A 26139-nucleotide genomic window follows, 5' to 3' on the forward strand; every position below is an offset into this window, starting at 1 on the left:
TCCTCCATGAACCACGCTACCTTCGGCGCTCCTGACCTGACCACATTTGCCCGTCTCGATGAACTCGGTCTGGAGGTCACCGGTCAGCTGATCAGTGCCGAGGAGGCGGTCCTGGCCTGCCGGGTCGTCGAGACCGACGAGTGGTGCCACCGGTGCGGATGCCAGGGGATCCCTCGTGACACGGTGGTCAGGCGCCTGGCCCATACTCCTTTCGGGCACCGGCCCACGATCCTGGCTGTGCGGGTGCGCCGGTACCGGTGCACCGGCTGCGGGCGGGTATGGCGCCAGGACACCAGTGCTGCCGCCCAGGCGAGGGCGAAACTGTCGCGGGGTGGGCTGGCCTGGGCACTGGAGGGCCTGGTACTCGATCATCTGCCGGTCTCGAGGATCGCCGCATCCCTGGGCGTGGACTGGACCACCGCCAATGATGCGGTGCTGGCCGAGGGCACCCGTCGGCTCATCGACGACCCGCACCGCTTCGACGGCGTGGAGGTCATCGGGGTCGACGAGCACGTGTGGCGCCACACCAGAGGCGGCGACAAGTACGTCACCGTGATCATCGACCTGACACCGCTACGCGACGGCACCGGGGCCTCCCGGCTGCTCGACATGGTGGCGGGCCGCTCCAAGAAGGTCTTCAAAACCTGGCTGGCCGGCCGTGACCAGGCCTGGCGCGACCGCATCGAGGTGGTGGCCATGGACGGGTTCACCGGCTTCAAGACCGCAGCCGCCGAGGAACTGCCAGCCGCGGTCGAGGTGATGGACCCCTTCCACGTCGTCCAGCTCGCCGGCGACCAGCTCGATGTCACCCGCCAACGCGTCCAGCAGGACACCACGGGCCATCGGGGCCGCAGGGGCGACCCCCTGTTCGGGGTCAGGCTGACCCTGCACACGGGCCGGGACCTGCTCACCGACCGGCAGGCCGCCCGCCTCGACGCTGTGCTCGCCGATGACGCCCACGCCCCGGTCCAGGTGACCTGGGCCGTCTACCAGGAGGTCGTGGCCGCCTACCGCGCCGAAAACCGTGCCGAGGGTCGGGCGATCATGGCCCACCTGATCGACGCGATCGCCACCAAAGTCCCCGCCGCACTGCCCGAAGTGGCCACCCTGGGCCACACCTTGAAGAAACGGGCCGCCGACATCCTGACCTACTTCGACCACCCGGGGACCTCGAACGGCCCTAGTGAGGCCATCAACGGCAGACTCGAACACCTCCGCGGCATCGCCCTGGGCTTCCGGAACCTCACCCACTACATCACCAGATCCCTCCTGGAGACCGGAGGATTCAGACCCCGACTACACCCTGGATCCTGAAGAGCCCCTTAAGCTCAGTTAAGCACCTATGAATCTTCTTTTTATATCTCTTTTGAGCTTTCGCTGCGGCAGTTTCAGATTTTCTGATCCTCCGTTCTATTCGCTTCAGGAGCTTCCGAGATGAGGCGATGCTTGACTGGTAAAAACGAACGAATTCGCCAAGAGTTCTGAGATGAGGGGCAGGTTCGCCTTCTTTGTAGTTCATGTCGATCACAAGCGCTTCCTCTGCAGGGTCGACGCTTGTGGATCGTTGTCTGAGTCCGGTGAGAATCCGCGTCCATGAATTCAGGTGATGCCGGTAAACTTTGAGCTCTCTGGAGAGGGTGTCTTTCTTCTCCCTGAATTCGGTCAGCTTTGTGACGGCATGACTATCAGCCCGAGCGCGTTCTTTGATAAGTTCTCGGAGCGCTGTCTCATATTTAACGAGAACCTTTCGTAATATTTCTAATGCATCTTTGATGGTGGGTGGCGGTGACGCAATGAAAGCTTGACTATACTCGGTAAAGCGTTGTGCGAAATATGATGCCGCGCTGGCTATGTACTGGGGTGATGAGTAATAGGTGTAGACACCGCTCTTATGCAAGTTTTCTGTGAGGTAGCCGTGGCGTTGTGCTTCATCCATCCTGGACTGGGACGGGCAATATGTGGCCAAGCTGTGTAACGCATCTGGGGTCGCACCATCTTCTGTAGCCACAGGCAACCACCGTTGGTCAAGGACGCCCGGTTGCTTCTTGGTGACCTTACTAAAAGAATCAATGATATTTGTGACGGCTTGATTATTTGTCGACGTACCAACGATTAAAGGAGCCGGCTTGTCTTCAAGGGCATGGGTGACGATCATGCTCGCGATGACAGATTGCAGTAGGGTTGTCTTTCCGGTGCCAGGAGGGCCGCTGACTGCAGTAATAGATGCTGGCTCGTCGGATGTATCACAGAGAAAAGCGTGCACAGCTCGACGCTGGGATTCCGTGAGGGGATATTCATCACTCATGCTACCCGTTGACAGTATTGCTGACTTTTTCAAGGTATCGACATTGGCATCGATATAGTCAGAATCCAGGCGCTGCTGTGGATCGCGCGATAATAGGTTCGCGTATACTGGAGCAGCGGAATATGCTCCGTTCTCCAGATATTTGTAAAGATCAAGAATCGCGCGGTTGGACGTAATCACCTCACCTGGAGTGATGTAACACGTGCTGGTGATGATCTGGGTATCATCGACCTTGCCGAGATTCTTGAAATTGTTGGAAACCTCGGAAAAGAGATTGAAACAGAGGTCCAGGGTGTCTTGCCAGGTTTCGGCGTTGGAGGCAAGCTCAGCGCCCTTGCCGCGACGCCATTTCCACAATGATGAGAGGTCTCCGACCATCACCTCACGGTCGGTCATGCCAGGCGTTCTCAGCCGGGATACTGGGATCCACGGCTCGTCGTTTTGTGGGTCGGCAGTGAGCGTGCCGTCGGGTGTCAATGACGCAGGGAGAAGGAGGATCCCAGAGCTTGATCGCCTTTGCCTCAACGTGATGAGAGAAATGATGAGCTTGATCGGGTGGGCGTCCTGGCGGGGGCAAACTGGCTCGCGGCGCTGGCCACTCTTGCGCGGTTGGCGCCGGGAACGTGAGTTCGCAAGGGTGAATAATTGGGCTACGGATCGTTCATCAAGGGTACCTTCCCGCACCTGAGTCAGATCGACGGTGATATGTGGCTTCTGGGCGGTAAAATCCTGGTCCACTAAATTAGATCGCCGCTGGATTTCAGAGTAGTACTTCGTGAGTTCCAAAACTCGAGATGACATGACACTCCAAACCATGAGGAAGGTTACGTACTCTGAGAGTATCGGAGTCACCTCCTACTCAGAATGACAAAACTCTAGAAACCACGTAATTGTTGTTGTGCGGTAACTGGGCAGGTGATGGGGGATTGGTGCGTGTCGTGCCCCAAACAGGGCAGCGGACGCATTCGGTTACTGGCCCATTGGTCGTGTCGATGGGGCCTATGATCGTGCCTGTCATGGTCAAGATCTCAGGTCTTCGACGCTGGAGCCGACTGCACAAGGAGGCTCGGGTGGCTACTCGAACTACTGTCCATCATGTTATTGAGCAGTTCCGGCAAGAGCCTTCGGCGGCGCGGCGGGGGGCGCGCTTCGAGGACCTCATGGTGTCTTACTTCCAGACGGACCCGACGCTGTCATCCGAATATGACGAGGTACGCACCTGGCCCCAATGGGTCCACAACGAGAACACCCACGGCTCTGGTATCGACTTAGTGGCCCGTAATCGCTCCACTGGTGAGTGGACGGCGATCCAGTGTAAGTTCTACGACCCTGGCCACGCTTTACAGAAGCAAGGCATTGACTCGTTCTTCACGGCGTCGGGTAAGGCGTGGGACCACGTGTGGTTCACCAACCGCATCATTATCTCAACCACGGATCGGTGGTCGACACACGCAGAGAAAGCGCTCGAGGATCAGTCCATCCCCGTCCAGCGCATCGGCCTGACCGAGATCGCCGAGTCACCCATCGACTGGATGCAGCAGTCCCGCGACAGCCTGAACTTCGAGCCACGACGAGCTGTGCGTTACGGGCTGCGTCCCCACCAGAAGGAGGCCCTCGCCAAGATCCACGAGGGATTCCAGACCCACGACCGAGGCAAGTGGATCAGCGCCTGCGGTACGGGCAAGACGTTCACCTCACTGAAGCTCGCAGAACAGCTGTGCGCCGAGAATGGCGGTCGGCTCAAGGTACTCTTCCTGGCCCCCTCCATCGCCCTGGTTTCTCAGACCCTGCAGGAATGGATGGCCCAGTCCCAGACGACTATCCGGCCCATGGTGGTTTGCTCCGACACCCGGGCTTCCAGGAAGGCCGAGGACATCACCACCCACGACATCCCCATCCCCACCACGGACGCGGCCCGGCTTGCCGAACAGATGGCGGTCGGTGGTCGCCGGGGCAAGCAGATGATTGTGGTGTTCTCCACCTATCAGTCCATCGATGTCGTCGCCCAGGCCCAGCGCACCTCGGGCGAGCAATTCGACCTCATCTTGTGTGACGAGGCCCATCGCACCACCGGTGCCTCCCTTGTCGGCGGCCAGGACGAGTCCGCTTTCGTCAAGGTGCACGACAACACCTATCTGCCAGCCGCCAAGCGGCTGTACATGACGGCCACTCCTCGCATCTATGGTCAGGAGGCAAAGAAAAAGGCCGAGGAAAACTCCGTCGTGCTGGCGTCGATGGATGACGAGTCCCTCTACGGCCCCGAATTCCACCGCTTGGGTTTCGGGGAGGCCGTAGAGCGTAATCTGCTTGCCGACTACAAGGTCATGATCCTGTGCGTAGAGAACGCGGCAATTGCCGACACCTTCCAGTCCCAGATTGCTGATGAGACCGGCGAGATCGGTTTGGACGATGCCGCCCGGATCATCGGTTGCTGGAACGGTCTAGCCAAGCGCACAACCGATATGGACTTCGGGCCCCACCCGGTGCCGATGCAGCGTGCAGTCGCATTTGCCCAAAACATCAAGGCATCCAAGGCCTTCGCCGCCACGTTCCCGCAGGTCACGGAGGCCCTCTCGGCTGATGGCGGCCTCGACACCCCTGCACTGGAGGTGGCGTCGCACCACGTTGACGGCACGATGAACGCCCTCGATCGTGGTGACGAAATCGCCTGGCTCAAGGCACCCATCCCGGAAGGAGAGTGCCGCATCCTGTCCAACGCCCGCTGCCTGTCGGAGGGCGTCGACGTGCCTGCCCTGGACGCCGTATTGTTCCTGTCACCGCGCAACAGCCTGGTAGACGTCGTGCAGTCGGTGGGCCGCGGCATGCGCAAGGCCCCCGGCAAGGACTACGGCTACGTCATCCTCCCAGTTGCGATCGATTCCAGCGAATCACCTGAGAAAGCCCTGAGCAACAACAAACGATTCAAAGTGGTCTGGGACGTCCTTAATGCCCTACGCGCCCATGACGACCGGTTCAACGCGATGATCAACTCCATCGACCTGGACAAGGACACCAAGGGCAAAATCGGCATCAGTGTCTTCGGCGGCACCGCTCCCGAGACCGGTCACGACACCAACGGCTCGCGGGCTGCCATCCAGCCGATGCTGTTCCAAAACCAGATGCGTGACGCGATCCTCGCGCGGATCGTCAAGAAGGTCGGCGAGCGCGACTACTGGGATTCCTGGGCCGACGATGTCGTTCACATCCATTCCAACCAGGTCACCCGCATCACGAGTATCTTGGCGCAGGCCCGCGCCACCGATGGTCCGCTGGCTGGCGAGTTCGACACCTTCCTCGCCGGGTTGCAGGCCACTATTAACGACTCCATCACCGTCGACGGTGCGATCGACATGCTGTCCCAGCACCTCATCACCCAACCGGTGTTCGACGCGCTATTTCCCACCGGCAGCTTTGCGCACACCAACCCGGTATCGGTGAGTATGCAACGCATGATCACTGCCCTGGAGGGGCAGGGGCTGCAGGCCGAGACTGACGCGCTGGCCGGTTTCTACGCCTCGGTGCGTCGCTCTGCATCAACGGTCGAGAGCCCGGCGGGTCGGCAGACGGTCATCCACCGGCTCTACGAGGATTTCTTCAAGAAGTCCTTCCCCGCTCAGGCCGCCAGCCTCGGAGTCGTCTACACCCCGGTCGAGGTGGTCGACTTCATTGTGCGTGCCGCCGATCAGGTATGTCGTGAGCAGTTCGGCTTCGGCCTTACTGACAAGGGGGTCCACGTCCTCGAGCCAAAGACGTCGAGTTTGATAAAGGCGGCGTGAACCACCGAAACACACTCTGACTAGGGAGTTTGTTTGCTTCCCTGTTGTTGAGGTGCCGTCCGAAGGCGGTCGAGCGGTCGGCAGGAATCTGCCTGGGGTGCCGGGTCGGCTCCCCCTGATGCCCGGAGGGGGTCAGTTGCAAGGCTGGGCGTGAGCGTGTCGAGTACGCGGGGCTAGCCGCGCTGGTACCATCTATAGTAATTACTTTCTGGGTTGGTAAAAGCGCTACCGAATGGTGCTGGAACCCGGTCGCATGGGAGGTGTCGCGCGTGGATGCTGCGCCCGAGAAGACGACAATGGACTTCTACAACATGTCGGATTTTCTGCGTGGCCAGTCGTCCAAGATCATCACGAAGCTGTCCGAGAACGACGAGGCGGCGTTCGTGTTGAAGAACGGCAGGCCGATGGCTGTGCTGATGTCGATTGAGCGCTACGAGCGGCTCATGAAGGCCGGTATCGACATCACTGAGTACTGAGAACTTTCGACGAGGGGTTTTGGATGGCAGTGAAAAAGACAGAGCTTTATTCCTTGCTGTGGGAAGCTGCGAATAAGCTTCGCGGCGGGGTTGAGCCTGCTCGTTACAAGGACTACGTACTCACCCTGCTGTTCTTCAAGTACGTCTCAGACCGGTACAAAGGTCAACGCTACGGCGACTTCACTGTCGAAGAGGGTGCATCTTTCGATGACTTGATTGCTGCCAAGGGCAAGAAGGACATCGGTGAGCGCGTCGACAAAATCCTCTCCGCATTCCTGGAAGAAAACCAGCTCCAGGGCTCACTGCCGGAAGTGTCGTTCAACAACGAGGACGAGCTGGGGCGCGGCAAAGAACTGGTGGACAAGGTCACGGGGCTGATCGCGATCTTCGAGAACCCTGCGATCGATTTCAAAACCAACCGTGCCAGTGGTGACGATATCATCGGTGATGCCTACGAGTATTTCATGATGAAGTTCGCCCAAGAATCTGGCAAGAGCAAAGGGCAGTTCTACACGCCGTCTGAAGTGTCCAGGATCATGGCCAGGTTGGTTGGGATCTCAAGCATTCAGCCACGCACAGGTCGCCCGTGGACGCTGTATGATCCGGCGTGCGGCAGCGGTTCCCTATTGATTCGTGCTGCTGATGAAGCGCCGGTGAATCGCCAGGGCAATGCGATCGTGTCGATCTACGGTCAAGAGAAGGACAACTCGACGGCTGGCTTGGCGAAGATGAACCTGGTGCTCCATCAAAAGGGTACGGGCGAAATCAAAACTCACTCGACTTTGTCGTCGCCGCAGTACATCGACGAATACGGGCAACTGACAAAGTTCGACTTTATCGTGATGAACCCGCCGTTCTCCGACAAGTCGTGGTCGGACGGCATATCCCCGGCCAACGATGCCTATCGCCGATTTGACGGCTACGGGATTCCCCCGGAGAAGAACGGCGACTGGGCGTGGTTCTTGCACGTTTTGAAGTCCTTGACCGAGGAGGGCAAGGCCGCAATCATCATGCCGCACGGTATTTTGTTCCGGGGTAATGCGGAAGAAGCGATCCGCAAGCAGGTACTGGAGCGCAAGTACATCACGGGGATCGTGAGCCTGCCGGCAAACCTCTTCTACGGCACTGGCATCCCGGCGTGCATCGTCGTGATCGACAAGGAGAACGCCGACGATCACGAAGGCATCTTCATGATCGATGCCAGCCAGAGCTTCAAAAAGGACGGCAACAAGAATCGTCTGCGCGAGCAGGATATCGAGCGCATCGTTCTGACCTTCAACCAGCGGCTCGAAGTCGACGGCTACTCCCGGATGGTCGGCTACGACGAGATCCTCGAAGACAACGACGGCAACCTCAACGTCCCCCGCTACATTCAGCGGCCCAGCACCGAGCTGCCACAGGATATTGCCGCACATCTGCAAGGCGGCATCCCAGCCTCCGACCTTGATTCACTGGCTACCCTGTGGCAGGTGGCGCCAAACCTGAAACAGCGCCTGTTCGCTCAACAAGACTCAGGCAGGTTCGCGCTGCTGCACAACCCAGACGAACTCGCCGCGCAAATCACAGCAGACGAGATGCTCACCGCACAAAAGACCGTCGAGACGACCGATCTGCTGACTCGATGGGCGGGAGCATACGCTAGGCCAGCACTGCTTGGAGTGGATAGCGACACTGATCCTCGGATGATGATTCGTGAGATCGGCGAGGAACTACTGGGTCACTACGCTGACGCGAAGATACTTGATCCGTACGATGCGTTCGACGTCCTCATGAACTACTGGAACGCCCACCTCCAGGACGATGTGTACATCATCAAAGCTTCCGGCTTCGAAGCTGGCCGTGAAGTGGAGTACACCTCCAAACAGAAGCAGATCGAAGATGGGCAAATGGTCAGCACCGGCCAAGTGAAAGGATTCACGGGGATCTTGATCCCCACTGCCATCATCGAGGCCGAGTACTTCTCGCAAGATCAGGCACAGCTCGCCGAGCTTGACCGCACACTGCTCAGCATCGAAGCTGACTTGGAGACCCTCCTGGAGGAGCAGCCCGAAGAAGACAACCCGTTCGCCGAAGTCCTCAGCTCCACCGGCAAGGTCGTGGAGAAGGAACTCAACGCCAGGCTCAAGACACTCGACGACATGAAGAAGTCGCCGCAACTTGACGTCCTGGACGAGCTGATCGACAAGTTCATGCAGAAGAACACGATCCGCGTCAACTGGCTCCTCGAACAACACCCTGACATCGCCGAACTGGATCTGTACGGCAAGAGCGGCAAGCCCATCAAGACGAAACTGACTGCTGCTCGCCAGCAACTGGCAGCCACGGTTCCCGTGCCAGAGGCCTACCGTGACGAGCACGCAGCCCTGGCCAACTACCGCGACAAACTCGATCTCCTCAAAGCGGTGAAAAAGCAGGCCAAGGCAGCCCGCGATGACCTAGATCAGAAGGTTCTCGCCCAGTACGGCAAGCTTACCGAAGACGAAATCAAGCACCTGCTGTTCGACCGCAAATGGCTCCCACACCTACAGTCGCAGATCTCCTACATCTTCGACCAGCAGGTCAACACCTACGCGACCTGCATCACCAACATCGCCCGACGCTACGAACGCACCCTCCCATCCATCGAGGACGCCGTCGAGCGTTCCCGCGCCAACGTGATGCGCAGCCTGGAAAGGATGGGCTACATATGGTGAATGTGTTGAATTCCTGGCGACATGTTTCACTGAGTGAACTGGTCAGTTTTCACAAGGGCGGCACACTCTCCAAAATGGATTTAGCCGAATCTGGCATTCCGTGTGTTCTATACGGCGAGCTATATACGAGATATGGCGAGGTCACGAATCGCATTCACTCGCGCTGCTCCGCAGTACTCCATGAGTTGACCTTATCGAAGGAAGAAGATGTTCTTCTCCCTTCCTCTGGCGAGACCCCCGAGGAAATGGCGAAAGCCACCTGTGTAACGATTGCCGACGTAGGCATTGGTGGGGACATTATAATCGCCAGGCCAAAGCCGGGCGCAAGTGGGAGATTTATAAGTTACCAGCTAAATCACACCTTGGTTAATCAAGTTGCCTCCATTGCCCAAGGGAATGCGATCGTGCATTTGAATGCGGGGCGTCTTGCGTCAATCCAAACAGTTGCCCCCGGAGAAGCTGAGCAGCGTGCGATTGCCGAGGTCCTGTCGGGGTTTGATGAGCATCTGGCGAACCTGGATGAGTTGATCACGAAGAAGAAGGCGATCCGCGACGGCGCAGTTGAGGAGCTTGTAACGGGGCGTACACGGATAGCGGATTATCGAGCTCCATGGGTGACACGGAGTGCAAGAGAGCTACTTTCCGATGTGATAACTGGAGGCACACCCTCAACCACGATCGCTGAATATTGGGACGGTGGCATTCCTTGGCTCTCATCAACCGAAATACACCAAAGGACGGTTTCTCGACCCACTCGTTATATTTCGGAGGAGGGGCTGGCGAATTCGTCTGCTCAGATCGCGTCTGCCGGATCTGTACTTATCGCACTTGCAGGTCAAGGAAAGACGCGTGGAACCTCCGCCTACCTAACTCGCGACATGGCACTGAATCAGTCCTTAGCCGGGCTAGTAGCGGACGAAACTGAACTTTATCGAGGTTACCTTCTCTACGCAGTGACCCGACGCTACGAAGAACTAAGAGGTCTATCTTCCGGCGATGGCGGTAGAGGGGGACTCAATAAGACGTTACTTTGGGATTTGCGGTTCACGCTTCCCTCATCTCTAGAAGAACAGTGTGCAATTGCCGAGGTTTTGTCTGGCATGGATGAGGAGATTCGTTCGCTTGTTGAGGAGCGGGCGAAGGTGGAGCGGTTGAAGCTTGGTGCGATGGATGATTTGTTGACGGGGCGGGTTCGCCTGCCTTTGAAGGAAGAAGCAGCATGAGCGTCGTTGTGAGTAGCGAGTTCGAGACCCAGAAGCGTTTGATTAAGGACTGTTTGGTCAACGATTTGGGCTACGACTACATCGGGAATCTGCACGACCAGTTCAATAAACCTGTCGACGAGAAACGCCTGACCGCCTACCTGTATAGCAGGGGCTACCCGAGGTCGGGCGTGGTGAAGGCCGTCAAGGAGTTGCGGGACTTGGGCGAAGACCGTGTTACCTCGCTCTACGAGTTGAACAAGAAGGTCTATTCACTGCTGCGCTATGGCATTACTTACAGTGAGCCTGGTCAAAAGGAAAAGAAGCGGCTCCACTACATTGACTGGGAGCATCCTGAACTGAACGAGTTTGCTGTGGCCGAGGAGGTCACGGTTCGTTACACCACCGGCAAGAAGTCGAAACGACCAGACATCGTGCTGTACGTCAACGGGATTGCCGTAGGCATGTTCGAGTTGAAGAAGTCGTGTGTCGAAGCCTCCCAGGGCATCCGCCAGCTGATCACGAACCAGAAGCGTGAATACATTTCTGGATTCTTCACCACCCAGCAGCTACTGTTCGCAGGCAACGTGACCCAGGGGCTCTTCTACGGAACCATCGAGACGCCGGAGAAGTTCTACCTCCAGTGGCGCGAAGACCCGAAGGCTACTGACCCAGTGTCAGTTGATGTTCAACACTTGCGGGATCAGACCAAGAACCCGCTGCGGCAGGGAGTGATCTCGCTGTGCGAAAAACGGCGCTTGCTGCAGATCATCCACGACTTCGTGATCTTCGATGCTGGGGTCAAGAAGGTTCCTAGGCCTAATCAGTTGTTCGCAAACTTGGCTGCCCGCCCTTTCATTGAGCGTGGTGAAGGTGGCATCATCTGGAACACCCAAGGCTCGGGCAAATCGCTGATTATGGCTTGGCTGGCCAAATGGATTATCGAACATGTCGACGATTCACGCGTGGTCATCATCACCGACCGCGACGAATTGGACAAGCAGATCCGTGACCTCTTCATTGACATCGATGAGAAGATCCGGCGGGCAAAAAGCGGCGCTGACCTGCGGGCGATCCTCAACAAGTCAGACGATCGCGTGGTGTGTTCTCTGATTCATAAGTATGGTCACAACGCTGGCAAGGACTCTGACATTGACTCCTACCGGAGGGAGTTGTTGGATAACCTCCCTGCGGACTACGAGGCCAAGGGACATATCGTTGCGTTCATCGACGAGGCGCACCGCACCAACTCCGGCAAGCTCCACGAAGCTGTCCGCCAGCTCATGCCGGGAGCAACCCTGATCGGATTCACTGGCACGCCCTTGTTGAAGAAGGATAAGAAGACCACGCTGGAAGTCTTCGGCCCCTACATCCACACCTACAAGTTCAACGAAGGCGTGGCTGACGGTGTGGTGCTTGACCTGCGCTACGAAGCGCGTGACATTGATCAGGATCTGTCCAGCGAAGCCAAGATCGACCAGTGGTTCGAGGCGAAAACCGCGGGGTTGACCCAGACCGCGAAGGACAAGCTGAAGGCATCCTGGTCGACATTGAACAAGCTGTACTCGTCGAAGGAACGCTTGCAGAAGATCGTCAACGACATCATCTTCGACATGCAAACCAAGCCGCGGCTACAGCGCGAGCGCGGCACTGCCATGCTGGTTGCAGGCAGCATCTACCAGGCTTGCAGGTACTGGGAGCTGTTCCAGATGGCAGGCTTCAAGCGCTGCGCGGTTGTGACTTCCTACGAGCCGACCGATGCCTCCGTTCGCACCTCCACGTCTGACCCGGATCAGGAAAGCGAGGACGAGTACAAGAAGCGCATCTACGAGCGCATGCTTGGCGGCCAGACAGTCAAGGACTTCGAGGATGAGGCCAAGCGCCTGTTCAAAGACGAGCCCGCGAAAATGAAGTTACTGATCGTCGTCGACAAACTGCTCACTGGTTTCGATGCGCCGAGCTCCACCTACTTGTACATCGACAAGTCGATGCGGGACCACGACTTGTTCCAGGCGATTTGTCGAGTGAATCGTCCCGATGACCCGTCGAAGGACTACGGCTACATTGTCGACTACAAGGATCTCTTCCGCTCAGTGCAGTCCGCGTTCGCTGACTACACCAGTGAGGCTTTCGAAGGGTACGACAAGGAGGACGTCGAGGGTCTCATTAAACAGCGTGCCCTTGAAGCGAAAGCCAAGATGGAGGGAGCTCGTGACTCGCTGCACCAACTACTGTCTGAGGTTCCCGCGCCGCGTGACGATGCGGCTCATATCCGGTTTTTCTGCGAACCTCCTGCTGGCGAGGATGAGGCTGATGCCGATTCGCGCAAACGCAGCACGTTCTATGGGCTGGTGTCTGCGTTGACGCGTTCGTTCGCAAACTGTGCTGATCGTCTGGTCACGGACTTCAACTACACCGATGCGGACGTTGCCAAGATTCGCATGGATGCGCACAACTACAACCAGTTAAAGGACGCGGTCATGCTGGCTGCACAAGACTGGATCGATCTGCGCAGTTACCAGGAAGATATGCGTTTCATCTTGGACACCTACGTTACTGCTCAAGACAGTACGGTTGTCTCGAAACTTGATGACACGCCTTTGGTGGAGCTGCTGCTGGACAATGCTTCAACCACTCCGATCGACCAAATCTTGGGCGGGATCACTGGGGATGATAATGCGAAGGCCGAGATCATCGATGCGAACTTGATCAGCGAAATTATCCGCAAGATGCCGATGAACCAGACCTACTACGGCAAGATGTCTGAATTGTTGAAGAGGCTCATCGGAGAGCGTCGCCTTGGGGCATTGTCGTATGCCGAGTACTTGCGGCAGGTGACCGAACTGGCTCGTCGTATCCACAGCCCGGAGGAGACCGAAAACTATCCGGTACCGATTCGTGATTCGCAGGCCAAACGTGCCCTGTATGACTTTGCGAAGGAACAGAGCGACTTCGATGGCCTCGATATTGAAGATGTGGCCTCACAAGTACACCTTGCAATCGTGGACTCAGTAGAGGTGGGATGGTTAGCGAACCGCGCGAAGCAGCAACGCATTAAGAACGCGATCGCCCAGACCCTAGAGGACTACGAGTTGTTGGAGCCAAGAATTGACCAGCTTGTGGAGGAAATCTACGAGTTGGCAACCAGGCAGGAAGAGTACTTCGATGACTAAAGAGGAGCTTCAAGTCGGGAATGTCCCCGTGACGGTTCTTCGCAAACAGAACTTGAAGAATGTGTACCTACGTATCCTGCCACCCGACGGGCAGGTAACCGTCAGTGCACCTTCTTACGTTACGACTGCGGAACTATCCGACTTTCTCCTCTCGAAGCTCCCGGACATCTACCTGCGACAGGAACGGATGCGTTCACAACCCCGGCAAACGGAGCGAACCTACGTCTCAGGCGAGGCTCACTACCTGTGGGGCAAACCGTATCGGCTGCAAGTGGTCTACGACGGCACTCGCGCCTCGGTGGTGAAAAAGGCCAGCAAACTGGTGATGACTGTGCCTGCCGGTTACACGCTCGAACAGCGCGAACGCGTGATGACGGAGTGGTACCGGGCTGAGCTGCGCAGAGTTCTCAAGTCCGCTACCAGGCGCTGTGAACAAGTAACTGGCGTTGAAGCTGAAGAGTTTCGAATCAAGAACATGAAGACCCGTTGGGGCACGTGCAATATTCCCGAGCGGCGCATCTGGTTGAACCTGCAACTGGTCAAGAAGCCACCGGAGTGCCTCGATTACGTTATTACCCACGAACTCGTTCACCTGGTTGAAGCGAACCACACCCACCGGTTCCACGAGTTGGTGGAAAAGTACTGCCCGGCGTGGCGGGAAGCCAACAAGGCGCTGAAGGAGATGCCGCTCGACCACATCAGCGAAGGAGACGTGCCGGTTGCCACCCGCGATGCGTAGCCACGCTGATGTGTACGACATCAACAAGAAAACCGGTGCCCTCATTCTGGGGAAAAACCGGCTAGACGACTACGCCGAAAAGTACCTGACCGAGCACTACCCAAAAGCGCTCGAAACGCCGATGGCCATCCCCGTCGAGGAGCTCGCGAAAGAAAGCGGCCTGCAAATCAAAGAGGCGCAGCTGTCCGCCAGCTCGGATGTATTTGCCTGCTGTGTTCTCGTCGATGGCGAGGTGAGCATTTACGATCCAGCCACCGGTGAATGCACGCCGCGCTTCTATCCAGCCGGGACGATCCTAGTTGACCCCACCTCCGAGTGGTCGATGGGCGAGGGTGCACGACGAAACGCACTCATGCACGAAATCCTCCACTGGGAAAAAGACCGCACCTTCTTTCAAATCCACCATGCGCGCCTAGCTGCCACAGGTGGAAGCCTGGAGCCAATGAAATCGCGGGTTTCCACCACGTTCTTCACGCCTTCGGAGAAATCAAGGCGCAAGGAAACCGAACTTCAGTGGCTCGAATGGCAAGCCCACCGGCTCGCTCCGCGGGTGCTGATGCCAAGGCCCACGTTCACCAGCGCGGCCAACGACATCCTGGACTCCTCACCCAATCTGAGCTGCGGCACCTTACTCGATCAGCTGGCCGCCATCTTCGAGGTTTCCCGCTCGGCTGTGAAGTATCGACTCCTTGAAGTCGGACTGAAATCCCGGATCGCCAAACTCGCCGACTACGAGCGGGTCTACAGCTTCATGGACGAAGGCAAGGAAGACTTCACGGCGCTCAGCTACCAAGATGCTGCTGTCCTTCTCAGCGGGCACCCCCGTTTGCGTAGATGGGTACAAGCTGGCGACTACATCTTCGTCGAAGGCTACTTCGTCAAGAACAGCACAAGGTACGTGCGCATCGACGCCCACGGCACCTACCGGCTCAAACCCGCTGCGAAGAAGAGCCCGGCGAAAGCCTTCCTGCGCATTCAATCCGTCGTCACAAAGGACTACGTCGGCCTCGACAAAGACCTCGACTCGCTGTTCCACCTCGAACACCGCCAAGGCGTCGACAAGCGCATCATCTACATCGACCCAGCTCATCAAGCCACACCCGACGACCACGACGACCAGAAGGTGTTCGCCTCCGCCGCCGGGACGATGAACTCTATCCTGGAGGATGCCGCAAGGCTAGACGACATCGTTGGTGATCGCCACTCATCCTTGTGCCAAACCATCGCCAACCTGCTCAAGTACCGAGAGATCCGATACCCACGCACCTTCACGGAACGCACCGGCCTGTACGACGCGCTCTTCAACAAGATCCAGAATGACACCGTGCCCACGATGAAGCGAGAAACCCTCATGGCACTTGCCATCGGTCTTGGCCTCAACGCTTACGCCACCATCAAGCTCATGGAAAAGGCGCAAATACACCTGAACAGGGACATGCGACCGGACAGCGTCTACTTGCTCATGCTCGAACGCTTCCCCGGAATCTCCATCTACGACGCCAACGGCATACTCGAAGCCCACGGAATAGAACCGCTGGGAAGCAAATCCCGCTCCAGCTAAAACTCGAAAACTCCGCAAGTCAGGATCAAGCCCCGCAAGGGGCCTTTTTCATGCCCGAAAACCGTCGAACACGGCGTTGACCAGCGGTTTCATTCCCGACTTGGCGAGTCAGGATTTAGCTCTTGGACTTCGGCAAGCTCTGGTTTATGAGCAGATCAACACACCTACGCGGGCCGCCCTGCATTGGCGAACTTCCAGCAACCTGTCCGGTTTCGACTTGTGTCGTGCCGGACAGGTGAGGGCGAGCTTGCTTGCGGTGGCCAACGGGGCTGTTCGCCCTCAAGCCCGGGTCTGGTGCCGGGTGCTCATCTGGCGGATGGGCGACCTCCACAGCGAGTGCTGGCTGTGGTTGTAGACAAGAACATTCACTAGTGAGACCTGCTCTGGGAGCGCTCGGCGGGTCACCACACCTTCCACTCCTTCACGGGGTGGCGGGTGGGGTGGCTCGCCTTTGTCGTTTTCTGGACGGTTCTCACTTGTGATCTGAGCGCTACGGCGCAGGTCTCCGAAACCCCCGTGACTGGGGAGAACGGAGACTGCCATGAAGGTCACCTTCAGGCACGAAGCCGACAACAACAAGCACGAATCCATCACCGACGTCTACGAGATCGACCCCGGCGAGTTCGCCGTGATGGTGGAAACCGACCGCCGTAAACGCGCTGCCCAAGCCGGTCGTCCGGTCGACGAGGTCAAGCCGAGGTATCCGCAGCAGATCCTCGACGACATGGCCCGGCAGGAAGAAGCCGTCTTCCACGAGGCGTACCGGGGTGATCGCGGCCCCGGCGCACGCAAGTGCAGTTGCGGTGCCGGATGCGCCCCACGCCGCGGCTGCCGGGTGCCGAAGAACACGCCGTGGTCGCTCAACTGGTTCACGGAGATCGAACGCGACCCGGAAGACTCTGCCGCGTCGCCGGAAGACCGGCTGATCGCCTCTGAAGATGCCGCCCAGAAGACCCGTGAAATTCAGGCGCTGCGGGAAGCGATCGCCGGTTTGGAGGGTAAGACGCGGCAGGTGATGGAGCTGATGCTCGCCGACGCGGACATGAAGCAGTCCGACGTTGCCCGCACCCTGGGCCTGTCGCGAGCCCGGGTCTCACAACTGTTCAAGGAAGCAGCTGCGGTCCTTCGCGCAGCGGTGGAGGCGACGCGATTTAACACTTCCGATGGTGTCGGCAGTGGGGTGAAGGGAGCAGCCACCCGGGCCACTCCCACCAGTAAGGAAGGCAGGTGAAGGAGATGACCCAGCATCGGCTCAAGCTCCATATCGCCAAGCACATCCCCGATGATCCGGGGATCGTCGGCACCCGCACAGTCACCCTGCGCGAACGCATCATGCGCAAGCTCCTGGGCCGCAAGCAGCGCGTCACCATCGTCGTGCCCGGCAACTCGGTCAAACAGATCGACATCGCCGAAACCGACGACGACCTGATGGCGCTGGCCGACGCGGTCGGTGTCACCCGCAAGGGCGGTGAGGATCGATGATCCCGGTAAGTGACGCGAACAGGTTCATCGGCGCGCTGAACCGGATCGCCGAAGGCGTCACCATGCTCGCCGCCGCAATTGAGGAGACCGCGTGGGAGGGGTTCGAGGATCACGCTGGGATGCTCGGTGCTCGTCCGATCGCAGCCGCCCAACTGACGCAACCCGACCTAGAGCAGGCCGCAGCCGAATACGAGGCCACCCACCGACAGGCACCCGAACCGACACCTGAGCCGGAGCCGGTGTCGCTGGCGCAGGTGCGTGGCGTCCTCGCCGGGCTCTCCAGCCAAGGCCTGACCGAGCAGGTCCGGGAACTGATTGTCGCTACCGGCGCAGACCGGCTCTCGGCAGTCGACCCGTCCAAGTACGGATGGCTGCTCGCCAAGGCGAAGGAGTTGTCCGATGCCTGACCAGCACGCGCTGCTCTCAGCGTCCGGTGCGCACCGGTGGCTGAACTGCCCACCCAGCGCCGTCCTCGAATCCCGCGAGCCGGACTCGTCGTCGGCGGCGGCCGAGCAGGGCACCGCCGCACACGCCCTGGCGGAGTGGAAGCTCCGGCGCGCCCTCCACCAGGCACCCGGCTTCAAGCCGGAATCGGACTGGGTAGATGAGGAGATGGAGCACCTGACCGACGACTACGTCGCCTTCGTCCAGGAACACATCTCGATCGCGCGGGAGACCTGCGGTGATCCGCAGGTGCTGATCGAGCAGCGCCTCGACTTCTCCCACGTCGTGCCGGGCGGGTTCGGCACCGGCGACTGCCTGATCATCGCCGAACCCAAGCTGCAGATCATCGACCTCAAGTACGGGCAAGGCGTCCTCGTCGAAGCCGCGCGCAACCCGCAGTTGATGTTGTACGCACTCGGTGCAATCCACGCTTTCGGGGATCTGTATGACATCGAGACCGTGGCGGTGACGATCTATCAGCCTCGCCGGGGCAACGTCGACACCTGGGAAACCTCCGTTGCCGACCTCGAAGCGTGGACTGAGGCCGAGGTCAAGCCGAAGGCCGAGCTGGCTGCGGCGGGTGGGGGCGAGTTCTGCCCCGGCTCGTGGTGCCAGTTCTGCAAGATCGCCGCGACCTGCCGGGCACGCGCCGAAGCCAACCTGGTGCTCGCTCAACACGAGTTTGCGCCACCGGCCGAACTGTCCGACAGCGAGATCGCCGAGGTGCTGGCTCGGTTGCCGTTGTTGAAGTCGTGGGCATCCGACGTGGAGGCCTACGCCCTCGCACAAGCGGTCAACCAGGGCAAGCACTGGGATGGGTTCAAGCTCGTCGCAGGCCGGTCGATCCGCAAATACACCGACGAAACCGCCGTCGCCGAAGCAGCTAAGGCTGCCGGCTACGCCGACATCTACGACCGCAAGCTCATCACGCTCACTGCGATGGAACGCCTCATGGGCAAGACCACCTTCACCGAGGTGCTCGGCGACCTCGTGGTCAAGCCCGTGGGGAAGCCGACGCTCGTGCCCGACACCGATAAACGACCAGCGCTCGACATTCGCAGCGCACAAACCGAATTCACGAAAACAGAAAGCAGGTAACCATCATGTCAAACCAGAATCCGACCCGCGTCGTCACCGGCGAAGTACGCCTCTCCTACGTCCATGTCTGGGAGCCGAACTCCATCCAAGGCAGCAAACCCAAGTACTCCGTGTCGCTGATCATCCCGAAGACCGACACCGCCACCATCACCGCGATCGAGCGCGCTATCGACGCGGCGACCGACGCCGGTACGGCCAAGTTCGGAGGCAAGCGCCCAAACAAGGCAGCCCTGAAGCTGCCGCTGCGTGACGGTGACACCGAGCGCGACGACGAAGCCTACGCAAACAGCTTCTTCGTCAACGCCAACAGCCTTACCCCACCGCAGGTTGTCGACGAGAACGTGGCCCCGATCCTCGACCGCTCCGAGGTGTATTCGGGTTGCTATGCCCGAGTGAGTCTCAGCTTCTACGCATTCAACACGAACGGCAACAAGGGCATCGCCTGCGGGCTGGGCAACATCCAGAAGATCCGCGACGGCGAACCCCTCGGCGCAGGCCGCATCTCCGCCGAGTCCGACTTCGGCACCCCCACCGCCGCCAGCGACGACTTCCTCAACTAAACCGGCCATCTCGTGGAGGGAGCCAGCAGACCCTTGTTGGCTCCCTCCCTGCACCTACACCCAAGAAGAGAGGTTCGCGTTGCAGACGTTGGCAAGCGACGTAGAATCGTTCAGCCCTGTCAACCTCGCCAAGTCCGGCGTGTATCCGTATGCCGCTGCCCCTGAGTTCGAGGTGCTCCTGTTCGGCTACAGCATCGACGGCGACCCAGTGAAGGTGGTCGATCTCGCCAGTGGCGAGCAGTTGCCCGACGAGGTGCTCGCGGCACTGACCGACCCGGGCGTCGTCAAGTGGGCGCATAATGCGGCGTTCGAACGCGTCTGCCTGTCCGCCTGGCTGCGCTCGCATCATCCCGAGCTGCTTGACGACAAGTTTCTTGATCCGACGCAGTGACGCTGCACCATGATCTGGTCGGCGTACCTCGGCCTGCCGATGAGCCTCGACGCGGTCGGTGCCGCCCTCGACCTCGACGTCAAGAAAGACAATGCAGGCAAGAAGCTGATCAAACAGTTCTGCACCCCAGCCACACCCACCGTGCTCAACGGCGGCGGCACCCGCAACCTGCCCGCATCCGATCCAACCGGCTGGGCGCAGTTCATCGAGTACAACCGACGCGACGTCGAAGTCGAACTCGCAATCCACGACCGGCTCTCCCTGTTCCCGATGCCCGAAGCCGAATGGGACGCCTACGCCCTCGACCAGGCCATCAACGACACCGGCATCAACTTGGATCGCATCTTCGCGGATGCCGCCGTCGTACTCGACGACCGGCATCGTGGGGCGACGTTGACGAAGGCGCGGGAGCTGACCGGGCTGGAGAATCCGAACTTGCCGATCCAGTTGAAGGAATGGCTCACCACCCACGGCTGCGAGATCGACTCGCTCGCCAAGGCTGATGTCGAAGCCGCCCTCGACACCGCATCTGGTGTCGTGCGGGAGGTCCTAGAGCTGCGCGGCGATCTGGCGAAATCGAGCGTGAAGAAGTACCAGGCCATGCACAACGTCGCAGGCAGCGACGGGCGGGCACGAGGCCTCATCCAGTTCTACGGCGCAGGACGCACCGGACGCTTCGCCGGACGCCTCGTCCAAGTACAGAACCTGCCCCGCAACTACCTGCCAGACCTCGAACAAGCCCGCACCCTCACCCGGCAACGCAACCACGACGCCCTCGAAATGCTCTACGACTCCGTCCCATACACCCTGAGCCAGCTCATTCGAACCGCGTTCATCCCCAGCCCCGGATGCCGGTTCATCGTCGCCGACTACTCCGCGATCGAAGCCCGCGTCATCGCCTGGCTCGCCGAAGAAGCCTCCACCCTCCAAGCCTTCCGGGACGGCAAAGACCTCTATTGCGAGACGGCTTCGCGCATGTTCGGCGTCCCCGTCGAAAAACCCGGCGTCAACGCCGAACTCCGCCAGAAAGGGAAAATTGCCACGCTGGCCTGTGGCTACAACGGCTCTGTCGGAGCGCTCAAAGCGATGGGTGCGCTACGGATGGGGCTGGCCGAACACGAACTCAAACCCATCGTCGACGCGTGGCGGGCAGCGAACCCACACATGCTTCAGCTCTGGGCCGACGTCGAGCAGGCCGCGCTTGACGCCATCACCACCCGCCGAGCCATCCGGCTGCGCAACCTCAGCTTCACGGTCGAGTCCGGCATCCTGTTCATCACCCTACCTTCGGGCAGACGGCTCGCCTACGTGAAGCCCCAGCTTGGCGAGAACCGGTGGGGCGGCACCTCCATCACCTACAGCGGCGTCACCACCGGCAGGAAGTGAGGGCGGCTGGAAACCTACGGCGGCAAGCTCGTCGAGAACATCGTCCAAGCGGTCGCCCGTGACCTCCTCGTCCACGCCATGACACTCGTCGCCCAGGCCGGGCACCAGATCGTCATGCACGTCCACGACGAAATCATCATCGACGAACCCGAGGACTCCGACTTCACCATCGCCGACGCCTGCGCTCTCATGGCCACCCCACCAGCCTGGGCAGACGGACTGCCGCTGGATGCCGACGGGTACGAATGCAACTACTACCGCAGGGATTAGACGCGCCAGAGAGGCAACTCGCGCCAGTTGTCAGGTGCGCCTGTGCGAGAAAACGGCACGATGGGATTGTGCGGGTAAGTGTCGAACAGCTTCGGTAGCCGGTCGGCTGGAGACAAGTCCAGTTGGCGGTGCAAGTATTGGATAAGGGAGAGCTGCCCGAATACGCGGTTCATTCCTTCAGCTACCGGAGCCAGCCTGACGTCATTGTTCAGTTTCGGTTTGATGTCGTAAACGCGGTTGAACATCCTCGCATGATGAGCTGCGTAGTTGCGCAGAATATTCAAGGATTTCAGCCACGATTCGTGCTGAGGACCGGTTAGGCCGCAGGGTTGGGCAATCCGTTTGCGCACGATATTGGGCGACATGCCGTACAGGTATGACAGCATTCCCCAATCCATGATTTCGACGGCCGCCCAGATGGGTAGAGTCCCGCGATATTTGGATTTGTGGTGGGCGACGAAGTCCTCCTTCGACGCTTTCAATGCCGACTGGTACTTTCTCAGCCACACCTCATGCACGCTACGCCCGTCTTTGTTTCGCTGCCGTGCCCGGGCGCTCAAACGTTGAGGATCCAAATAGATCAGCGGGTCAAGGCGGCCCAGTTCGTGACCGAGCTTGGTTCGAATAGCCAGCTCCACGCGATCAAGCTCGATGAACACGCTGTGGCGCAATTGTTCGTCAAACCCATAGAGGGCTACCACCAGGTCAAACGATGCTCCGTCAACGAATTCATCTCGGGCAGTGCCGTCGCCTTGGGAGAAACGGCGCATCGGGTACCAGTATCCGGACAAGCGGTAGTAGTTAAATCGCGCCAGCAGCGTCTCGGCATGCTCGGGATCATTCACTCGCATCCCACGCTGACGAAGCAATTCGACCTGTTCACCGTAGGTCTTGAACTGCTTCACCTGCTCCACGCGCACCCCTGTTTGATACGAAAAACGAAGACCGGCCCTGGACTCCCACCGAGGCGGGCAGTGGAACCGGTCATGTTGACTACAAGGTTACCTGATTGATGACGCCGAAGCAAGAGCACGGGGCACGGAGCCATCGGTACGTTCACACACCAGTGTGCCCTCTGACCCGTCCGGATTCGCCGGCCCTCGGGGGCGTATGGGCGAGAGCCTTTCTCACGCCGTGTCCGGTTTCGGCGCCTGCCGTGCCTGACAGGTGAGAGCCTGGCGCATCCCGCGCCCGCGATTGTCTACCTGGCTCTCAGAAAAGGAGCCGGTCATGGCTACCGCGCTACAAGCGTTCACCAACCACGAGTTCGGCACGATCCGAACCATCACCTCCGGCGGGCAGATCCTGTTCTGCGGCAAGGACGTGGCGACCGCCCTCGGCTACGCCAACACGAAAGATGCACTGGCGCGTCACTGCAAGGGGGTCGTGAATCACTACCCCCTTGAAACGCCTGGTGGCATCCAGCAGGTCAGGTTCATCAGCGAAAGCGACCTGTACCGGCTGATCGTCTCCTCCAAGCTGCCGGGCGCCCGGCAGTTCGAGGCGTGGGTGTTCGACGACGTCCTCCCGTCGATCCGCCGTCACGGCATGTACGCCATCGACGAGCTTCTGTCCGACGACGAGTTCCTGGAACGGGCGATCGCCACTCTGCGGGCTGAGCGGGCCAAGCGGCTCGCCGCCGAACAAGCCCTATTGGAGGCGGCACCGAAGGTGTCCTATTACGACGTGGTGTTGACGTCGCCGTCGCTGATCACCACCACCGAAATCGCCAAGGACTACGGCCTGTCGGCGAAGAAGCTCAACCAGATTCTGCGCGAGGAGCAGGTGCAGTTCCATCAGTCCGGCCGCTGGTTCCTCTACGCCAAGTTTGCTGAGCAGGGCTACACCCAGTCCAAGACACACGAGTACGACAAGGGCAAGACCCGCACCCACATGTACTGGACGCAGAAGGGCCGCCTGTTCATCTACGACCTGTTGAAGAACGAGCGTGGCTTGCTGCCGGTGATCGAGCGTGAAGGCGAGGACGCCCGATGACCACCACTCTCGATATCGGAATCCCGAAGAAGAACATCGAAGGATACCCCGACCCCACCTGCTACAAGGCGCTGAAAGACATCCAGCGCGCCGAATACGGCTACCGGCCGTTGGTCTACATCTGCTCCCCGTACTCCGGCGATGTGGAAGCGAACGTCCAGCTCGCCCAGCGGTTCTGCGCGTTCGCGGTGTCAGCACGCCAGATCCCACTCGCCCCACATCTGCACTATCCGCAGTTCATGGACGACATCGACCCGGACACCCGCGAGCTGGCCATGTTCTTCAACCGCATCCTGCTGTCGAAATGCGAACAACTGTGGGCCTACATCGGACAGGTCAGTGCGGGGATGCGCGCCGAGATCGGCTGGGCACACCAGATGGACATCCCGGTTCGCTTCTTCGACGCCGACTTCCAGGAGGTGCACCCCGCATGACGTCGTTCACCTTGTGCGCCGCCACCAGCAGCGGCAACCCGCACAACAACCACTACCCAAACCACCACCACATCACCGACCAGGCCGGGCTCGTAAGGGTGGCTAGGTTGGATCATGTCGCTGCCACCTACACCGGCGACCGGCGCTCCTCGGCGAGCTTCATCTCCTCGGACTGTGTCGTGATGGACATCGACAACGACCACACCGAAGAATCATCCGACTGGGTGACACCGGAGAAGCTCGGCGAGTTGATAGCGGGGGTGGTGTTCATGACCGCCACTTCCCGGAACCACCAGAAGCCGAAAGGCGTGGTGTCGGCCAGGCCGCGTTTCCACGTCTACTTCCCGATCACCGAAGTGACGGATGCCGACACCTATGCGGGGTTGAAGCGTCGCTTGGCCTCCCGGTTCGCTTTCTTTGACCGTAATGCCCTGGATGCTGGCAGGTTCATCTACGGCACCCCTAACCCACAAGTTACGGTGCATGAGGGCGATCAGCTGCTCGATGCATGGTTGGATGCGGCTGACGAGATCGACGTGTTCGCCGCCTTCGATGCTTCCACTCTTGTGATTGGTGAAGGCTCGCGCAACGCTACGTTGTCGCGCTTTGCTGGGCGGGTGCTCATCCGCTACGGGGAGACAGATCAGGCTCGTGACCTGTTTGACCGGAAGGCGAATCTGTGCGAGCCACCGCTCAGTGATAATGAGCTGGCGACGATCTGGAACTCGGCATGCAGGTTCGCTTCGAAGGTCGCTGCTGATCCAGGCTATCTGCCGCCGGAGGCTTATGAGGCGTTGGCGGGTTTGCGTCCGGATGATTTTTCCGATGTTGGTCAGGCAGACATATTGGCTGGCGAGTATGCGAACAAGATCCGCTACTCACTGGCTACCAAGTGGCTTGTCTACGACCATGGCGTGTGGGATGAGAACGACTTATCCGCACAGGGCGTGGTTCAGGAATTGACCTCCCGCCAGCTCGAAGAAGCCGACCGCTTGATCGCATCGACGTGGGAGACCATGACGGCAACCGGCGCAGATCTCGTGATGGCCTCCGCCTCGTCGAAAGCACGCGGCATCGCGAAGCTCACGCCTGTGCAGGCGTCCGCGTTTCGGGCGTGGGATGAGGCAAAGAATTACCACAAGTTTGTTCTTTCGCGGCGTTTGTCACGCAATATCACGGCCACGTTGAAAGAAGCTGGGCCGATCTTGCAGGTACGTGTCCGTGACCTTGACGTCGACCCTTACCTGCTCAACACCCCAACGGGGACGTGGGATCTGCGCGACGGTAGTAGCCACGAGCATAACCCTCGATCTATTGACCAAGCAGACCGCTGTCGGGCCCAGCGATGAGGGCGTACAGATCTGGGCCGACGCGCTCGACGTGTTCTTCCAAGGAGATCCTGAGTTGATTGGTTACGTGCAGCGCATTGTGGGGTTGGCGGCTATCGGTCAGGTTTTCGTCGAAGCGCTCGTCATCGCTTACGGGGATGGTCGCAACGGCAAGTCCACGTTCTGGAACACGATCGCCCGAGTGTTGGGGACGTATTCGGGCACGATCTCAGCTGACGCGCTCACTGTCGGGGTGCGCCGCAACGTCAAACCCGAACACGCCGAAGCTAGAGGTAAACGTCTCTTGATCGCGGCTGAAACCGAGGAAGGCATGCGCCTATCGACCTCGAACGTTAAACAGCTGGCTTCGACCGATCAGATCTCGGCAGAGAAAAAGTTTAAGGATCCCTTCGCGTTCACTCCGTCCCACACGCTGGTCTTGTACACGAACCATTTGCCGCTTGTGGGAGCCATGGATGCAGGCATCTGGCGGCGTCTGATCGTCATCCCGTTTAACGCCACCATCGAAGGCGACACGGATGTGAAGAACTACGCCGACCATCTCTACGAGCATGCGGGCGGAGCAATCCTTTCCTGGATCATGGAGGGAGCGCGCCTCATTCACACCGAGGGGTACAAGCTCAAAGCCCCACCTCAGGTCGTTCAAGCCTTACAGGCCTATAAGCCTATAAGGAAGACAACGACTGGTTCTCGCAGTTCCTTGAAGACTCATGCGACGTCGAGGATGGCTTAGCGGAGCGTGCGGGTGACCTCTATCAGACGTATCGGGCGTGGGCGCAAAACACCTCAGGATGGGCGCGCCCGA

General features: G+C 59.4%; 22 protein-coding genes. 20 read left to right on the top strand and 2 right to left on the bottom strand.

The window, feature by feature from the left end:
• The first annotated feature begins 6 nt into the window (after positions 1-6).
• Positions 7-1314 carry an ISL3 family transposase gene (locus tag PALO_RS03635; RefSeq protein WP_015582132.1) on the top strand — a complete coding sequence of 436 codons (1308 nt, stop codon included), beginning with the start codon at positions 7-9 and terminating at the stop codon, positions 1312-1314.
• On the opposite strand, the gene PALO_RS11550 is transcribed toward PALO_RS03635, so the two are convergent.
• A complete protein-coding gene (locus PALO_RS11550) occupies positions 1286-3106 on the bottom strand; it encodes an AAA domain-containing protein (RefSeq protein ID WP_187290331.1) in 1821 nt (606 codons plus the stop codon). The genes PALO_RS03635 and PALO_RS11550 overlap by 29 nt on opposite strands.
• A 269-nt stretch (positions 3107-3375) precedes the next feature.
• Here PALO_RS11550 and PALO_RS03645 point away from each other — a divergent pair, with 269 nt between their 5' ends.
• From PALO_RS03645 to PALO_RS12800, 15 genes are all read left to right on the top strand, one after another.
• The gene (locus tag PALO_RS03645; protein WP_161493741.1) at positions 3376-6081 is read left to right on the top strand and encodes a restriction endonuclease; all 2706 of its coding nucleotides are present in this window, start codon (positions 3376-3378) and stop codon (positions 6079-6081) included.
• 269 nt (positions 6082-6350) lie between these two features.
• Positions 6351-6557: a type II toxin-antitoxin system Phd/YefM family antitoxin gene (locus tag PALO_RS03650; protein WP_015582460.1), complete on the top strand. Its 207-nt coding sequence runs from the start codon at positions 6351-6353 to the stop codon at positions 6555-6557.
• Positions 6558-6580: 23 nt separating this feature from the next.
• Positions 6581-9250, top strand: a complete 2670-nt coding sequence (locus tag PALO_RS03655; protein ID WP_015582461.1) for a type I restriction-modification system subunit M — start codon at positions 6581-6583, stop codon at positions 9248-9250.
• Positions 9244-10473 (top strand): restriction endonuclease subunit S, encoded by a 1230-nt coding sequence (locus PALO_RS11555; RefSeq protein ID WP_015582462.1) that lies wholly within the window; start codon positions 9244-9246, stop codon positions 10471-10473. Before PALO_RS03655 ends, PALO_RS11555 begins: the two co-directional genes overlap by 7 nt.
• On the top strand, positions 10470-13625 hold the full coding sequence (locus PALO_RS03665) for a type I restriction endonuclease subunit R (RefSeq protein WP_015582463.1): 3156 nt from the start codon (positions 10470-10472) through the stop codon (positions 13623-13625). Before PALO_RS11555 ends, PALO_RS03665 begins: the two co-directional genes overlap by 4 nt.
• A gap of 28 nt (positions 13626-13653) precedes the next feature.
• A complete protein-coding gene (locus PALO_RS03670; protein ID WP_200860634.1) occupies positions 13654-14364 on the top strand; it encodes a M48 family metallopeptidase in 711 nt (236 codons plus the stop codon).
• Between the two features lie 10 nt (positions 14365-14374).
• Positions 14375-15925: an ImmA/IrrE family metallo-endopeptidase gene (locus tag PALO_RS03675; protein WP_161493742.1), complete on the top strand. Its 1551-nt coding sequence runs from the start codon at positions 14375-14377 to the stop codon at positions 15923-15925.
• 541 nt (positions 15926-16466) lie between these two features.
• Positions 16467-17156: a sigma factor-like helix-turn-helix DNA-binding protein gene (locus PALO_RS03680; protein WP_015582466.1), complete on the top strand. Its 690-nt coding sequence runs from the start codon at positions 16467-16469 to the stop codon at positions 17154-17156.
• Between the two features lie 5 nt (positions 17157-17161).
• Positions 17162-17407 carry a hypothetical protein gene (locus PALO_RS12795; RefSeq protein ID WP_036910532.1) on the top strand — a complete coding sequence of 82 codons (246 nt, stop codon included), beginning with the start codon at positions 17162-17164 and terminating at the stop codon, positions 17405-17407.
• A complete protein-coding gene (locus PALO_RS03690) occupies positions 17404-17814 on the top strand; it encodes a hypothetical protein (protein WP_015582468.1) in 411 nt (136 codons plus the stop codon). Before PALO_RS12795 ends, PALO_RS03690 begins: the two co-directional genes overlap by 4 nt.
• The gene (locus tag PALO_RS03695) at positions 17807-18949 is read left to right on the top strand and encodes a DUF2800 domain-containing protein (RefSeq protein ID WP_015582469.1); all 1143 of its coding nucleotides are present in this window, start codon (positions 17807-17809) and stop codon (positions 18947-18949) included. Before PALO_RS03690 ends, PALO_RS03695 begins: the two co-directional genes overlap by 8 nt.
• Before the next feature lie 5 nt (positions 18950-18954).
• Positions 18955-19509 carry a DUF2815 family protein gene (locus PALO_RS03700; RefSeq protein ID WP_015582470.1) on the top strand — a complete coding sequence of 185 codons (555 nt, stop codon included), beginning with the start codon at positions 18955-18957 and terminating at the stop codon, positions 19507-19509.
• 79 nt (positions 19510-19588) lie between these two features.
• The gene (locus PALO_RS11655) at positions 19589-19900 is read left to right on the top strand and encodes a hypothetical protein (protein WP_023033474.1); all 312 of its coding nucleotides are present in this window, start codon (positions 19589-19591) and stop codon (positions 19898-19900) included.
• A 9-nt stretch (positions 19901-19909) separates the two neighbouring features.
• Positions 19910-21286: a DNA polymerase gene (locus PALO_RS11895; protein WP_023033473.1), complete on the top strand. Its 1377-nt coding sequence runs from the start codon at positions 19910-19912 to the stop codon at positions 21284-21286.
• A gap of 78 nt (positions 21287-21364) precedes the next feature.
• Complete coding sequence (locus tag PALO_RS12800) at positions 21365-21556, top strand: bacteriophage-type DNA polymerase (protein ID WP_015582471.1); 192 nt, start codon at positions 21365-21367, stop codon at positions 21554-21556.
• Here PALO_RS12800 and PALO_RS03715 read toward each other — a convergent pair.
• Positions 21553-22470 (bottom strand): Abi family protein, encoded by a 918-nt coding sequence (locus PALO_RS03715; RefSeq protein ID WP_015582472.1) that lies wholly within the window; start codon positions 22468-22470, stop codon positions 21553-21555. The two genes, PALO_RS12800 and PALO_RS03715, sit on opposite strands and share 4 nt — an antisense overlap.
• A 316-nt stretch (positions 22471-22786) precedes the next feature.
• Here PALO_RS03715 and PALO_RS03720 point away from each other — a divergent pair, with 316 nt between their 5' ends.
• From PALO_RS03720 to PALO_RS12810, 4 genes are read left to right on the top strand one after another with little or no spacing between them, the layout of a single operon-like run.
• Positions 22787-23551: a phage antirepressor gene (locus PALO_RS03720; protein WP_015582473.1), complete on the top strand. Its 765-nt coding sequence runs from the start codon at positions 22787-22789 to the stop codon at positions 23549-23551.
• Entirely contained in the window at positions 23548-23985 is a 438-nt protein-coding gene (locus tag PALO_RS03725; RefSeq protein WP_015582474.1) for a DUF7768 domain-containing protein, read from the top strand. The genes PALO_RS03720 and PALO_RS03725 overlap by 4 nt, the downstream gene beginning before the upstream one ends.
• Positions 23982-25334 carry a primase C-terminal domain-containing protein gene (locus tag PALO_RS12805; RefSeq protein WP_023033471.1) on the top strand — a complete coding sequence of 451 codons (1353 nt, stop codon included), beginning with the start codon at positions 23982-23984 and terminating at the stop codon, positions 25332-25334. Before PALO_RS03725 ends, PALO_RS12805 begins: the two co-directional genes overlap by 4 nt.
• Entirely contained in the window at positions 25300-26067 is a 768-nt protein-coding gene (locus PALO_RS12810; protein ID WP_235044037.1) for a DNA primase family protein, read from the top strand. Before PALO_RS12805 ends, PALO_RS12810 begins: the two co-directional genes overlap by 35 nt.
• Positions 26068-26139 lie beyond the last annotated feature (72 nt).

The sequence above is a fragment of the Cutibacterium avidum 44067 genome (assembly GCF_000367205.1).
Lineage (GTDB): Bacteria > Actinomycetota > Actinomycetes > Propionibacteriales > Propionibacteriaceae > Cutibacterium > Cutibacterium avidum.

Coding starts and splice junctions, on each gene's coding strand:
- PALO_RS03635 (WP_015582132.1), top strand. CDS start 7: ATGAACCACGCTACCTTCGGCGCTCCTGACCTGACCACATTTGCCCGT.
- PALO_RS11550 (WP_187290331.1), bottom strand. CDS start 3,106: ATGTCATCTCGAGTTTTGGAACTCACGAAGTACTACTCTGAAATCCAG.
- PALO_RS03655 (WP_015582461.1), top strand. CDS start 6,581: ATGGCAGTGAAAAAGACAGAGCTTTATTCCTTGCTGTGGGAAGCTGCG.
- PALO_RS11555 (WP_015582462.1), top strand. CDS start 9,244: ATGGTGAATGTGTTGAATTCCTGGCGACATGTTTCACTGAGTGAACTG.
- PALO_RS03665 (WP_015582463.1), top strand. CDS start 10,470: ATGAGCGTCGTTGTGAGTAGCGAGTTCGAGACCCAGAAGCGTTTGATT.
- PALO_RS03680 (WP_015582466.1), top strand. CDS start 16,467: ATGAAGGTCACCTTCAGGCACGAAGCCGACAACAACAAGCACGAATCC.
- PALO_RS12795 (WP_036910532.1), top strand. CDS start 17,162: ATGACCCAGCATCGGCTCAAGCTCCATATCGCCAAGCACATCCCCGAT.
- PALO_RS03690 (WP_015582468.1), top strand. CDS start 17,404: ATGATCCCGGTAAGTGACGCGAACAGGTTCATCGGCGCGCTGAACCGG.
- PALO_RS03695 (WP_015582469.1), top strand. CDS start 17,807: ATGCCTGACCAGCACGCGCTGCTCTCAGCGTCCGGTGCGCACCGGTGG.
- PALO_RS03700 (WP_015582470.1), top strand. CDS start 18,955: ATGTCAAACCAGAATCCGACCCGCGTCGTCACCGGCGAAGTACGCCTC.
- PALO_RS11895 (WP_023033473.1), top strand. CDS start 19,910: ATGATCTGGTCGGCGTACCTCGGCCTGCCGATGAGCCTCGACGCGGTC.
- PALO_RS12800 (WP_015582471.1), top strand. CDS start 21,365: ATGACACTCGTCGCCCAGGCCGGGCACCAGATCGTCATGCACGTCCAC.
- PALO_RS03720 (WP_015582473.1), top strand. CDS start 22,787: ATGGCTACCGCGCTACAAGCGTTCACCAACCACGAGTTCGGCACGATC.
- PALO_RS03725 (WP_015582474.1), top strand. CDS start 23,548: ATGACCACCACTCTCGATATCGGAATCCCGAAGAAGAACATCGAAGGA.
- PALO_RS12805 (WP_023033471.1), top strand. CDS start 23,982: ATGACGTCGTTCACCTTGTGCGCCGCCACCAGCAGCGGCAACCCGCAC.